This is a genomic window from Streptomyces sp. NBC_01520 (genome assembly GCF_045040375.1).
Classification (GTDB): domain Bacteria; phylum Actinomycetota; class Actinomycetes; order Streptomycetales; family Streptomycetaceae; genus Streptomyces.
The window spans coordinates 2,328,272-2,341,160 of the sequence record NZ_CP109404.1 but is presented as its reverse complement, the minus strand read 5'-3'; the positions used below and the strand labels follow the sequence as shown (position 1 = coordinate 2,341,160).

The 12,889-nt window shown below is 73.8% G+C and carries 8 protein-coding genes and 1 pseudogene; 5 read left to right on the top strand and 4 right to left on the bottom strand.

Annotated elements, in window-relative coordinates; genetic code table 11:
• Nucleotides 1-2: 2 nt before the first annotated feature.
• Both OG524_RS10625 and OG524_RS10620 read right to left on the bottom strand, forming a co-directional pair.
• Nucleotides 3-3,734 (bottom strand): CHAT domain-containing protein, encoded by a 3,732-nt coding sequence (locus OG524_RS10625; protein WP_405809976.1) that lies wholly within the window; start codon nt 3,732-3,734, stop codon nt 3-5.
• Nucleotides 3,735-4,452: 718 nt separating this feature from the next.
• Complete coding sequence (locus tag OG524_RS10620; protein ID WP_405812445.1) at nt 4,453-5,754, bottom strand: hypothetical protein; 1,302 nt, start codon at nt 5,752-5,754, stop codon at nt 4,453-4,455.
• A 777-nt stretch (nt 5,755-6,531) separates the two neighbouring features.
• Between OG524_RS10620 and OG524_RS10615 the strand changes: the two are divergent.
• The 5 genes and pseudogenes from OG524_RS10615 (at nt 6,532) to OG524_RS10595 (ending at nt 11,258) form a co-directional block, all read left to right on the top strand.
• Nucleotides 6,532-7,561, top strand: a pseudogene (locus tag OG524_RS10615) (ABC transporter substrate-binding protein).
• 95 nt (nt 7,562-7,656) lie between these two features.
• Nucleotides 7,657-8,493 (top strand): Nif3-like dinuclear metal center hexameric protein, encoded by an 837-nt coding sequence (locus OG524_RS10610; RefSeq protein ID WP_405391169.1) that lies wholly within the window; start codon nt 7,657-7,659, stop codon nt 8,491-8,493.
• A complete protein-coding gene (locus OG524_RS10605) occupies nt 8,490-9,233 on the top strand; it encodes a zinc ribbon domain-containing protein (protein WP_405393247.1) in 744 nt (247 codons plus the stop codon). The genes OG524_RS10610 and OG524_RS10605 overlap by 4 nt, the downstream gene beginning before the upstream one ends.
• A complete protein-coding gene (locus OG524_RS10600; protein WP_405809974.1) occupies nt 9,233-10,465 on the top strand; it encodes a bifunctional RNase H/acid phosphatase in 1,233 nt (410 codons plus the stop codon). The genes OG524_RS10605 and OG524_RS10600 overlap by 1 nt, the downstream gene beginning before the upstream one ends.
• Before the next feature lie 7 nt (nt 10,466-10,472).
• Entirely contained in the window at nt 10,473-11,258 is a 786-nt protein-coding gene (locus OG524_RS10595; RefSeq protein WP_405391171.1) for a sulfite exporter TauE/SafE family protein, read from the top strand.
• Nucleotides 11,259-11,343: 85 nt separating this feature from the next.
• Here the strand turns inward: OG524_RS10595 and eda are convergent, their stop codons facing one another.
• Nucleotides 11,344-11,994 carry a bifunctional 4-hydroxy-2-oxoglutarate aldolase/2-dehydro-3-deoxy-phosphogluconate aldolase gene (gene eda / locus OG524_RS10590; protein ID WP_405391172.1) on the bottom strand — a complete coding sequence of 217 codons (651 nt, stop codon included), beginning with the start codon at nt 11,992-11,994 and terminating at the stop codon, nt 11,344-11,346.
• A 63-nt stretch (nt 11,995-12,057) separates the two neighbouring features.
• Nucleotides 12,058-12,858 carry a peroxide stress protein YaaA gene (yaaA, locus tag OG524_RS10585; protein ID WP_405809971.1) on the bottom strand — a complete coding sequence of 267 codons (801 nt, stop codon included), beginning with the start codon at nt 12,856-12,858 and terminating at the stop codon, nt 12,058-12,060.
• Nucleotides 12,859-12,889 lie beyond the last annotated feature (31 nt).

Below are 12,889 nucleotides of genomic sequence, written 5' to 3'. Positions count from 1 at the left end.
GCTCAGCGTGCCGCGGGGTTGCCCTGGTGGGTGAAGGCGGCCCACAGGTGGATCTCGTGCAGGTCGGCGCGGGAGGCCTCACGGTGCAGCGGGTCACCCAGGCCGGGCGGTGGCCGGCGGTCCGGGTCGAGCATCCACAGCTGAGCGGCGCGCAGCGCGTCGGCGGGAGCGAGGCTGTGGCCGGTGAGGAAGCGGTGGAAAACAGTCATCATCAGTGCGGTCGCGCTGTCGCTGACGGCCCAGCGGGAGCCGACGACATCGGCCGCTCCCCGCGCGACCAGGGCGGTGGAGAGGGTCAGTGCCTCGTCGTGATCGCCCGTGCTCAGGTCGGTCTCACAGGCGCTGAGCACCACCAGCGGTCCGTCCGGACCGGACGTCGCGGTCGTGGCGTGGTTCAGGATCCGTGCGACGGTCAGCTCGCCGTCGGCCAGCGACAGCGCCGATCGTGTAGGACTCGGACCGGCCACGCCGTGGCAGGAGACGTGCACGACCGCCGCCGGCTGATCGCCGCCCGGCAGCACGGCCAGCAGATCCTCACAGTTCCCCGCCGCATCCGGCACGCCCTCGGCCGCCATGAACTCGCCGTAGCGCCGGGCGTCCGGGTAGCACCCCGAACGCAGCGCCTCCATCTCGATCTCGGCCCACACCAGGCTGAGTCGCGGGTCGGTGACCAGCACCCGATGCCCGGTTGCGGGCAGCCGGTCGCGGGCGGCGGCCCGCAGGAACTGCGCCCCGGACGGGGCGTAGTTGAACACCGCGTCCTGGCAGGCGTACCGGTAGCCCCCCAGCGGGATGTGTGCGCGCGCCGCATGCCACGGGACGACGCCGAGGGGGCCGCAGGGGACCAGCACGATCCGGGGCGGCCGGCCGAGGGGCTCCAGGGTTTCGAGGACCGGCCCCATGGCGGCTGCCCAGGCCCAGTCGCACAATTTGCTCAGTGCCGCTCGCCATTGCGTCTCGGCGGCCTCTTGCGACGCGCGCGACGCACCCGGGTCGGCCGCCTCGCGGGAACGGTCGGCGGCGGCGGCGAGATAGTGCTCCAGCTCATGGCTGCCGGGGGAGAGCAACAGGGGCAGGGAGAGCATGGCGGGCTCGGCGCCGCCGGGACGCAGGATCAGCGCGCGTCCCGGGACATGAGGGCGGAAGCCCTCGCCGGGGACCAGGTAGACCAGCGCGTCCGCCCCCGAGGCGGCCAGCGCGGCGGTCAGTGCGGCGACGTCCGGAGTGCCGAGCAATTCCCGGGCGCCGGTGCCGTTTCCTGCCCCCAGCGCGGCGAGCGCCTTGCGTCGCAGGCTGCTCGGCAGCTCGGCGCCGGGCGCCGCCACCACGGCCGGTCCCCTCGGCCGGAGCGGATCGCCCTCGGCGGGATGCTCCTCCCTCGCGTGCCCGTCGGGCCGGTCGCCCTCGCCCGGATCCTGCGTGAGCGGATGCCGCAGCGCCTGCGCCCGCCACCGTTCGGCCAGGTCCCGGTGGCCCCGGTCCGCCAGCAACCGAGGCACGCCGTGTGCGGCCGCGGCGGTCTGGAGCACCAGGGCCCGTCCCAGCTCCAGCGCCTCCACGGCCTCGGCGGGCCGGCGGGCCTCCGCGCACCGCAGGGCCAGCCACAGTCCGTGGCCGGTCGCGGCCCCGGCCACCGACAGGGCGTTCTCGGTGCCGAGTTGGAGGAGGACATCGGCGGCCATCAACTCCAGCGCCTCGCGACGGGTCTCCAAACTGGCCTTCCGGTCCTCGCTCGCGCGTCCGCCGCCGGTCACCGCGCTCACCCAGTAGGCCGTGGACAGCTCGGTCAGAGCCTCGACGCGCAACGGCAGGCGGTTGCCTTCGGCGGCCAGGGCGCGGACCCGGCTCAGTTCGGCGATGCACGGGTCGAGCAGGCTGAGGTCACTGCGGTGGTTGGTCGCGCGGAGCATGGCCCGGCCGAGGGCGAGCCGCAGCCGGGCTTCCGCCCAGGGCGGTGCCTGCGATTCCTCGATCACCCGGTGGATCTCCGCGATGGCGCGGTCAACGACCTCCCGGCGGGGATCGACCCCGGCCAGCTCGGCCATCAGTTCGGCCCGCACCGTGCGGAAGGACGCTGCGAACAGCGGCTGGACCGTGTCCGGATCGGTCTCCACCGCCTCCCGCAAATACCGGGCGGCGGCTCGGAAGTCGGCCGGGTGTCCGGTGCGGGCCGCACGTTCGCCGTGGGCCAGGCCCAGCGTCCCAGTGATGACGAAGCCCGTGCCCGCGTCGGGCGCGGGGGACGTGTACCGGTCGCCCAGTGTCCGGATCAGGTCCTCCGTCGCGCGGACCAGTGCGGCCCGGTCCCGGCTGCGGCGTGCCAGTTGGAACCCGGCCATGAGACTGAACAGCGCCTGGACCTCGTCGCGTTCATCGGCAGCACGCAGCCCCTCGGCCATCGACAGGGCTGCGACGCCGTCCTGGAGGCTGCCTCCGACCGTGGCGGCGGTGGAGATGCGATGGGCGAGCAGTGCGGTCAGGTACCGCCGGGCGGCCGCGGCCCTCCTCCCGTCCGCCGGAAGGGCGTCGATCTGCTCCCGGAGCCATGCGGCGCTCCGCTCCAGGCGTGCGAGCTCGCCGTCCGACACCCACAGATTGTCGATCATGGTGCACAGGATCATTTCCAGGCTCAGCTCTCGCTGCCAGGCCGAACGCGCGGCGGGGTCGGGGTCCGGCCGCATCGCGGCTGCGTCCACCTCACCGAAGTCGAACATTCCGGGCATCCGGAGGCTGCCCGCCACCAGCAGGACCGCGTGGAACTTGGCGACGCGGATCCGTTCGGGCGCGTCCGCGGGCAGAGCGAGCATCACCTCCCTGGCCTCCTGCGCGGCGCTGCGGACGCGTCGGGCGAGCGACCGGGGGTCCTGCCCGTCCGATCTGATCACGGCGAGCAGCTCACGCAGCGACGCGAACCGCGGATGGTCCAGCCCCAGATCCGACACCTCCCGGACGGCGTCCGCCTCGGAGACCCGGGGATCGTGCATGGTGACGCACAGCCACTCCAGCAGACGCGCGAAATGCGCCGCGTCCCGGCGAGCCCAGTCCACCACGCCCTGGAGGAGGCCGGCCGGTGCCGCTTCCACGGGCTCCCCACGAGGCACCGCACCGGCCGGCCCGGCCGCATCCCCGGTGTCGTCGTCCACCTGGGGCGGAGACTGCGGACTCCCCGCGGGTGTGCCGGGGAGCGAGGACAGCAGTGTCGCGGCTCGCTCCATGACGGCCAGCACCCTCTCCCGCGTCGACAGGTCCCCGGCGATGATGCGGGCGAGGACCTCCAGGGCCTCGGTCAGCTGTTCCCGCAAGGATTCGGCCAGAGCCGGCGGGCCCGAGCCGTCGCACACCTCCCGGGGAATGCCGGGTGGGACGAGCAGCTCGGCCAGGCTGTTCCGGGCCAAAATGGCGAGACGGTCGTCAAGCGGCCGGACGCGGTCGGTCCACCGCAGATGGCCCAGGGCGGCCGCCCGCTCCTGCGGATCCGGGTGTGGCTGACCCATGAGCCGTGCCTGCGTCAACAGCCCGAGCCAGGGCACGACGGCCGCTCGGGCCGAGTCCTCTGCCGGTAACAGCCTCTCGACGGTGGCCAGATGCTCGATCACGAAGCGTAACGCCACCGACTGTGGATTCTTCCGCGCGTGGGGCCACAGCTCGTGCGCCTGGCGAACGGCGACGGCGGCCCAGGCCCGGCGCTCCGCGACATCTCCCACGCCGTGGTCCCGCTGCTTCTCGTCGGCCATGCATCCCTCCGCGACCGATCTCGTCGGCCATGCATCCCTCCGCGACCGATGATCCCGGCCCGCGCCCCCGCGAGGCCCCGTTGCCGGGCGGGTGTCCTCGTTGACCGGGGACAGGCTAGTGCCCGGGTTCCGGCGGGCGCAGGCAGAACGCGATCAGGGCCGCCACCTTCAGCGCCCGCGGGGCGGCACCCGGCCCGGTCGGGCGCATGACCGGACCGCTGTGTGCCCCCAGTGCCTCGCGGAGCGGTTTCCGGCAGCGTCCCGCCATGAGGGCCGGGGCCGACGGGGGCTGTCGAGTCCGGTCGACGCGTTCCCCGGCCGGGTGGGCGCACCGCCGGGTGGACAGGCCGCCGAGCGAGGGGTTCCGCAGCGGGCACCACGGCCGAGGGCCGTCACGGCCTGGCGGCTGTGACGGCCCTCGGTGCGCGGCGCGGTTCAGGCCGCCGCTCTGCCACCCCCTTCGGAGGGACGGCGGTGGCGGCCGTGCGGCTGCGCGTTCGTGCTCTCCGCCGACTCGCCGCCTCGGTGCTTTCCGGAGCCGGCTCCGTCCCGGTCCGCCCCCGGCGGACGTGTCTGGGTCGTGTCGGTTCGGGCTTCAGACATGTGGGAAGTCACCCCGTTGAAATCGCGTACGTGTGTGTCGCAAGCCCCGCCACCGCAACCCGACGCGGTCACCGTCGGTATCCGCGCGGAACGACTGCGTGGCCCTGGTCCGAGTTCATCCAGGTGCCGTGCGGCTGGTGAGGGGCGCCTGGCCGAGTGGAACGGGCCTGCACACACCAGGAGACAGGGCCGTCGCGGATGGTTCCGTTCCGTTCGTGGCAGGTCGGTGTTCCTCGTCCGCCGGGGCTTCCATCAGTGCCACGGAGCACGGCGCACCGGCCTGTTCGTACGGCAGGTGCAGGACCCCTTCCCGGGTCCAGAAACCTGCCCCGGCCAGCCAGCCCGCAGGCGCCGCGAACTGGTGCAGGCGGCGTCCCTCCGGACGCCACAGCCCCACCCAGCTGCCCGCCGCCCCGTCGATCCGCAGCGCCACGGCACAGCTCTCCGGCATGAGCATCTGGCCCGGCTGCACGGCGAACGGCGTCACGGCCAGGTCCGCGGGGTGCAGGCACTCCGGGAATCGCACCGGCAGAGAACTGCCGAGCACACCCCAGCCGAGCCGGTCGCGGCCCGGGGCGTCGGAGCGGATCAGCAGCAGCCCGCTGTCGGCGTCGGCCAGCAGCAGCCGGTCGTCGCTGTCCGGCGCGATCTGCAGCAGCGGTGTCACCTCGCCGCCCCGCACCAGGTCCACGGCGACCGCCTTCACCGGGCCGCCACCCGGCAACTGCCGGTCCAGGGCGAGCAGTCGCCCCTCACGGTCCAGCCAGACACCGCCCGAACACTGCCCCGGTACGTCCGCGACGTGCTCGGGCCCGAAGGCGCCGCCCGCGACCAGCCAGACGGCGGTGGAGCGTTCGCCGGGGAGCAGGGCGTAGGCGCTCATGCCGTCCGGGGGCGGCGGGAGGAGGACCAGGTCCGTGCACTCGATGGCGCCCAGGGGCAGTTCACCCGTAGCGGGCCCGGTCGGATAGAGCAGCGAGAAGGCGTGCCGGTCGGCCACCCGCCGCCGGATCAGCACCCGCCCGTCGGAGAGCGGCAGCACATCGGAGTCGGCCTCCTCCGGCTGGTCGAGGGGGAGGGGCACGGCGTACGGCTCGGGGCCGTCGAGCGTCCAGCGCTCCGGGAACCAGGCGGGATCGGCTCCGGCGGCGGTGGTCAGCCGGGCAGCGTACGAGTGGTCGGCGGCGATGGTGAGGACGCGCGGCGCCAGGCGCTGGGGCGCGTCGGACGGGACCGGGTGGCGGGCGGGGCCGCCGGCGCGGGCCGGTGCGGGTTGGTCGAATCCGTCGTGCAGGCCGGTTGGGGTGGGCTCATGGTGCGGTGCGGGTTGGTCGAATCCGTCGTGCAGGCCGGTTGGGGTGGGTTCATGGTGCGGTGCGGGTTGGCCGAACCCGTCGTGCAGGCCGGCTGGGTCGATTTCCCCGTGCGGGGTGAACCTGTCGAGCCTTCCGTGCCGACCGGTCCGGTCGAACTCTCCGTGCGGGACCGGCTCCTCGTCCCCGGCGGCCCCGGGCTGCGCGACGGCCGGGGGCTGCTCGCCGCTCCGGGCAGGCGGGGTGTTCCCGCCGGACTCCGCCGCGCTCCCGGCCGGATTGGACCCGTCGGCCGCGCGGACCGGGGCGGTTCCACGGACCGGGGCGCCGGTCGTGGCCACGCGGGTCCAGCCGGCTCCGAGAACCCCGGCGGACGTGGCCGCGCCGGGAGTACCGGCACCCGGCACCCTCGCCCCCACGGGGACCTCGGCCCCGGGCACGACGGCTGCGGACAGGGCGACCACGGACGCGGCGGCCAGGGGCCCGGCGGCTCCGCCACGCCCCGCAGGCTCCGCGAGGCGGCCCGCCTCGCCGGTCCCCGCGGCCCCCTCCCCGTCCGCGGTCGCGCGCGGTCCCTCCGGCTCCCCGGACCCGTCCGGTCTCGCGGGTTCGGGTTCGGGTTCCGGCGTCGTGGCACCCGCCGCCGCTCCGGCGGTCTCGTTCTCGATGGCACAGGCAGTCATGGTGCGGTCACCTCCGGCAACCGAAGCTAGTTTTCGCACTTCCTGCCGAACAACACCAGCCACCACACTTCACACATAAGGGTGGTGATGTCCGGATTCGCCTGTGGGGAGGGCGGTGACTGTGCTGCCGCTGATATCCCTGACTAAGGTGAGGCAATCCTAAGAATTTCCTGTGCGGGCCCCGAGCTGGAGCAAAAGATGTCCCTTCGTCGCCGCGGTACCGCCGCAGTCGGCCTGGCAGTGGCTGCCGCCCTCTCCCTCTCGGCGTGCGGCGGCGACGCCTCGGGCGGCAAGGCCGACGCCGGCGCCGACAGGAAGGCTGCCGTCGCCACGGGCGGCAAGGACTTCGGCGACGCCGCGAAGAAGACCGCGGCGTACGGCACGGACGCGAAGGCCGGCCAGTCCCCCCGTACGCTCACCCACGCCATGGGCAGCGCCGGGATCAAGGCCGCGCCCAAGCGCGTCGTCGTCCTGGACGTCGGCGAGTTCGACAACGTCGTCCCGCTGGGCGTGAAGCCCGTCGGCTACGCCCCGTCCGAGGGCGAGGCGGCCATCCCCTCGTACCTGGCGAAGGGCGCCGGTGAGCCGAAGAACGTCGGCACGATCAACAGCCTCAACCTGGAGGCGATCGCCGGTCTGAAGCCCGACCTCATCCTCGGCAGCCAGCTGCGCGCCGCCGACAAGTACGACGAGCTCTCCAAGATCGCGCCGACCGTGTTCTCCGTCCGCCCGGGCTTCACCTGGAAGGAGAACTACCTCCTCAACGCCGCCGCGCTGGACAGGACGAGCCAGGCCGAGACCGCGCTCGACGCGTAGGAGGCGAAGGCGAAGAAGCTCGGCGAGGACGTCGGCCCGGACAAGCCGACCGTCTCCATGGTCCGTTACCTCCCGGACCGCATCCGCCTGTACGCCAAGGCGTCCTTCATCGGCACGATCCTCCAGGACGCCGGACTGCCGCGGCCCGAGAACCAGCAGATCGACGACCTCGCCGCCGAGATCAGTCCCGAGAACATCGACCAGGCCGACGCCGACTGGATCTTCACCGGCGTCTACGGCGACCCGAGGCCACCAGGCGCGACACCGCCCGGGCCAACCCGCTGTGGAAGAACCTCAGGGCGGTCAAGGCCGGTCAGGCCAAGGACGTCTCGGACGAGACCTGGTACCTCGGCCTCGGCGTCACCTCCGCGACCTGGTCCTGGACGACCTCCGTGCCGACCTCGTGAAGTAGCGGGAAGTAACGATTCGTGACCGGCTGCGGGTCCGCCCGTACGGGTGCCCGCAGCCAGGGCCGACGGGGCGCGCAGGGCAGGTAGCCTTTGCTCCGTGCCCCGTCTGTCTGAAGTCATCGCCGAGCTCGACGCCCTCTGGCCCCCCGGGCGGGCCGAAGGTTGGGACGCGGTCGGCACGGTCTGCGGCGACCCCGGGGCGGAGGTCGACCGGGTCCTCTTCGCCGTCGACCCCGTCCAGCAGATCGCCGACGAGGCCCGCACCCTCGGTGCCCAGCTGATCGTCACCCACCACCCGCTCTACCTGCGCGGTACGACGACGGTCGCGGCGTCCACCTTCAAGGGCCGCGTCGTGCACGGGCTCATCAAGCACGACATCGCCCTGCACGTCGCGCACACCAACGCCGACAGCGCCGACCCGGGTGTCTCCGACGCCCTCGCCGCCGCCCTCGACCTGCGGGTCACCGGACCCCTCGTGCCCGACCCCACCGATGCCGAGGGCTGCCGCGGCCTGGGCCGGATCTGCGAGCTCGACCACCCCGAGACCCTCCGCGACCTCGCCGCCCGAGCCGCGGCCCGGCTGCCCGCGACCGCGCAGGGCATCAGGCTCGCGGGCGACCCGGACGCCGTGGTGCGACGGGTCGCGGTGAGCGGCGGCTCCGGCGACAGCCTCTTCGACGCCGTGCGGGCGGCGGGCGTCGACGCCTTCCTCACCGCGGACCTGCGCCACCACCCGGCCTCCGAGGCCGTCCAGCACTCGCCGCTCGGCCTGGTCGATGCCGCACACTGGGCCACCGAGTGGCCCTGGTGCGAGCAGGCCGCCGCGCAGCTCGACGCGATTTCCGACCGCCACGGATGGGACCTGCGGGTCCATGTCTCGAAGCAGGTCACCGACCCCTGGACCACCCACCAATCTTCTGGAGCCCCCAACTGAACGCCGCGCCCGCCGACCAGATCCGACTCCTCGAAGTCCAGGCCCTCGACGTACGTCTCTCGCAGCTCTCCCACAAGCGGACGTCCCTGCCCGAGCACGCGGAGATCGACGCGCTCAACAGCGACCTCGCGCAGCTGCGCGACCTGCTGGTCGCCTCGCAGACCGAGGAGAGCGACACCACCCGCGAGCAGACCAAGGCGGAGCAGGACGTCGACCAGGTGCGCCAGCGCGCCGCCCGCGACCAGCAGCGGCTCGACTCCGGTGCGGTCTCCTCGCCGAAGGACCTGGAGAGCCTGCAGCGCGAGATCACCTCGCTGGCCAAGCGCCAGGGCGACCTCGAGGACGTCGTCCTGGAGATCATGGAGCGCCGCGAGTCCGCCCAGGAGCGCGTCACGGAGCTGACCGCGCGCGTCAGCGCCGTCCAGGCCAAGGCCGACGACGCGACCGCCCGCCGGGACGCGGCGACCCACGAGCTGGACACCGAGGCGGCAGGCGTCGCCAAGGACCGCGAGGTCGTCGCGGGTTCCGTCCCCGCCGACCTGCTGAAGCTGTACGACAAGCTGCGCGTCCAGCAGGGCGGTGTCGGTGCCGCCCGGCTCTACCAGCGCCGCTGCGAGGGCTGCCGGCTGGAGCTGAACATCACCGAGGTCAACGACGTGAAGGCGGCGTCCCCCGACACCGTGCTGCGCTGCGAGAACTGCCACCGCATCCTGGTCCGCACCTCGGAGTCGGGCCTGTAATGCCCGCACCCCGCCAGCTGGTCGTCGAGGCCGACGGAGGCTCCCGGGGCAACCCGGGGCCCGCCGGATACGGCGCGGCCGTCATCGACCCGGTCACCGGCGAGACGCTCGCCGAGGCCGCCGAGTACATCGGCGTCGCGACGAACAACGTCGCCGAGTACAAGGGCCTGATCGCCGGCCTGAAGGCGGCGAAGGCGCTGTTCCCGGACGCGGACGTGCGGGTGCGCGTCCGGATGGACTCCAAGCTGGTGGTCGAACAGATGTCGGGGCGTTGGAAGATCAAGCACCCCGACATGAAACCGCTCGCGGCCCAGGCCGCGAGCATCCTGCCGGTCTCCTCCGTCACGTACGAGTGGATCCCGCGCAACGAGAACAAGCACGCCGACCGGCTCGCCAACGAGGCGATGGACGCGGGCAAGCGGGGCAGGCAGTGGGAGCCGTCGTCCTCGACGGCCGCCCTGGACGCCCCGCCGCGCACGCCCGCCCCGGTCCAGGACGGTCCGCCCGGGGACGCGGTCGCGGGTGCGGCGAAGGTCCGCGCCGCCCTGGCCGCCGCCCGCCCCGCGCCGGCCGTACCGCAGGTGGGCTGGGGGAGCACCCCCGACCTGGGGGTGCCCGCCACCTTCGTCCTGCTCCGGCACGGCGAGACGGCGCTCACCCCCGAGAAGCGGTTCTCCGGCAGCGGCGGCAGCGACCCCGAGCTCTCCGCCACCGGCCGAGACCAGGCCGCCCGCGCCGCCGGGGCGTTCGCCGCCTTCGGCACGGTCCAGGAGATCGTCAGCTCCCCGCTGCGCCGCTGCCGCCAGACGGCGGCGGCCGTCGCCGACCGGCTCGGCCTGGAGGTCCGCATCGAGGACGGCCTGCGCGAGACGGACTTCGGCGCCTGGGAGGGCCTCACCTTCGCCGAGGTACGGGAGCGTCACGGCGCGGACCTGACCGCCTGGCTGGCGTCCGCCGACGCGGCCCCCACGGGCGGCGGCGAGAGCTTCGCCGAGGTGGCCGACCGGGTGTCCGCGGCGCGCGACCGTCTGATCTCCCGCTACGCGGGCCGCACGGCACTCCTGGTCACGCACGTCACCCCGATCAAGACCCTGGTCAGGCTGGCACTGGGCGCCCCGCCGGAGTCCCTGTTCCGCATGGAGCTCTCACCCGCCTCCGTCTCGACGGTGGCGTACTACGCGGACGGTAATCCCTCGTTGAGGGTCCTCAACGACACCTCGCACCTGCGGTAGCGGGCGGGTGAGCTGGTCCACAGGGCTGCTCGGCTTCCTCGCCGGACTGCTGATCTCGGCCGCGACCGCACCCGTGGGCGTGTCCGGGGCGGTGTTCCTGCTGCCGGTGCAGGTCAGCGTGCTCGGTGTGCCGAGCCCCGCGGTGACGCCCACCAACCTGCTGTACAACGTGGTGTCGTGCCCCGGAGCCCTCCTGCGCTACCGCAACAGCGGCAGGCTGCGCGGCCCGCTCACCCGGCTGCTCGTCGCGGGCGCGGTGCCGGGAGTGGTGGCCGGAGCGGTGATCCGGGTCTTCGCCGTGCCGGGCCCCGCGGTCTTCCGGCTGTTCATCGCCGTCCTGCTGCTCCCGCTGGGCGCCTGGCTGTGCGCCCGTACCCTGCGCCCCTCACACCGCGGTGCCGTCGCCCCGGAACCGTCCCCGCGCGCCACCACCGCACTGGCCCTGGCCGTCGGCGTCGCGGGAGGGATCTACGGGATCGGCGGGGGTTCGCTGCTGGGGCCGATCCTCGTGGGGCGCGGGGTCCCGGTCGCGAAGGTCGCGCCCGCCGCCCTCGCCTGCACGTTCGTGACCTCCCTCGCGGGAGCGGGTGCGTACGCCCTGCTGTCCCTGACCGCCACGGGCGACATCGCGCCCGACTGGGCACTCGGCCTGACCTGCGGCCTCGGCGGTCTCTGCGGCGGCTACCTCGGGGCCCGCCTCCAGCCACGCCTGCCCGAAACGGCGCTACGGCTCCTGCTGGGCATCCTCGCCCTGGGCATCGGCACGTTGTACGCGGTCCAGACGCTGCGCTGACCCACCGCCGGACTCCTGGGCACGGAACCGCAGTTCGGCCGCGCGGCGTGGGCCCGCCCTCGACCCCGTACCGACGGGACGGTGTTCAGCCCCGCAGGGCAGATGCCTCACGCGCCAGCCGCTCCACCCGCGTCCAGTCCTTCGCCGCCACCGCGTCTCCAGGAACCATCCAACTGCCGCCCACGCAACCGACGTTCGGCAGCGCCAGATAGGCCGGCGCGGAGGCGAGCGAGATGCCGCCGGTCGGGCAGAACCGGGCCTGGGGCAGGGGAGCGGACAGGGCCTTGAGATAGGCGGTGCCGCCGGCCGCCTCGGCCGGGAAGAACTTCATCTCGGTGACCCCGCGCTCCAGCAGCGCGACCACCTCGGACGTCGTGGAGACCCCCGGCAGGAACGGCACACCCGACGCCTTCATCGCGTCCAGCAAGGTGTCCGTCCAGCCCGGGCTGACCAGGAAACGCGCCCCGGCGGAGACCGTCTCGGTCACGTGCCGTACGGAGATCACGGTGCCCGCACCCACCACGGCCCCGGGGACCTCGGCGGCGATCGCCCGGATCGCGTCGAGCGCGGCGGCGGTCCGCAGCGTCACCTCGATCGCCGGGAGTCCGCCCGCCACGAGCGCCCGGGCCAGGGGCACCGCGTCGGCCGCGTCCTCCAGCACGACGACGGGGACGACGGGCGCGAGGTCCAGGACGGAGGCGGACGCGGGCAGGGCGGCGGGCGCGGAGGAGGTCATGGGCACATCCTGCCGCGCGAACCGCACCCTACGCAATGAGCGTTGCGCATGTTGCAATGATCGCTAATGGATCTCCGTGACCACCACATCGAGCGCCCACGCCCGCCCGGCCCGCTCCGGGGCCTGCGCCTCGACCGTGTAACCGAGGTCCCGCAGCACCCCCACCAGCTCGGCGGGCCCCTTCGGCTTCGCCCCGGCGACCAGCAGATCGCGGACCATCCGGCCCTTGGTCGCCTTGTTGAAGTGGCTGACCACCGACCGCTTCTCCACCCCGTTCACCATCTGCGACTGCAGCACCCGCACGCTCGCGGTGCGCTCCGCCACCGCGCCCGCCGGCTTCCACGCCCCGGCGTACGCCGACGACCGCAGATCCAGCACGAGCCCGTCCCCGGCCGCCTCCGGCAGGACGGACGCCATCGGGGCGCGCCAGTACGCGCCGAGCCCGCCCAGTCCCGGCAGCTTCACGCCCATCGAGCAGCGGTACGACGGAATCCGGTCGCCCACCCGCACCGCGCCCCACAGACCGGAGAAGACCAGCAACGACTTCCCGGCCCTCCGCCTGGCCGCCGTGTCCAGCGAGGCCAGACCGAGGGCGTCGTACAGCACCCCGGTGTAGATCTCCCCGGCCGGCCTGGTCCCGGCCGTGCGCAGGTCCGCGTTCTTCGCGATCTCGCCGCGCAGCCCCTCGCTCAGGCCGAGCACCACCCGGGCCTTGTCCTCGTCCGCCAGGCACAGCTCGACCAGCTCGTCGAGGATCGCCGCCCGCGCCCCGGCGAGGCCGGGCAGGGACAAGGACTCCTGCTTCAGGGGCGCCCCGCGCCCCGAGGCGGCCTTTCCCTCGGAGGGCGGCAACAGCACGAGCACGGGTGTCTCCTTCGTACGTGACAGAGGGTCC

Excerpts from the sequence above, each read along its gene's own strand:
- OG524_RS10625 (WP_405809976.1), bottom strand. The coding sequence starts at position 3,734 with ATGGCCGACGAGAAGCAGCGGGACCACGGCGTGGGAGATGTCGCGGAG.
- OG524_RS10600 (WP_405809974.1), top strand. The coding sequence starts at position 9,233 with ATGCCCGCACCCCGCCAGCTGGTCGTCGAGGCCGACGGAGGCTCCCGG.
- eda (WP_405391172.1), bottom strand. The coding sequence starts at position 11,994 with ATGACCTCCTCCGCGCCCGCCGCCCTGCCCGCGTCCGCCTCCGTCCTG.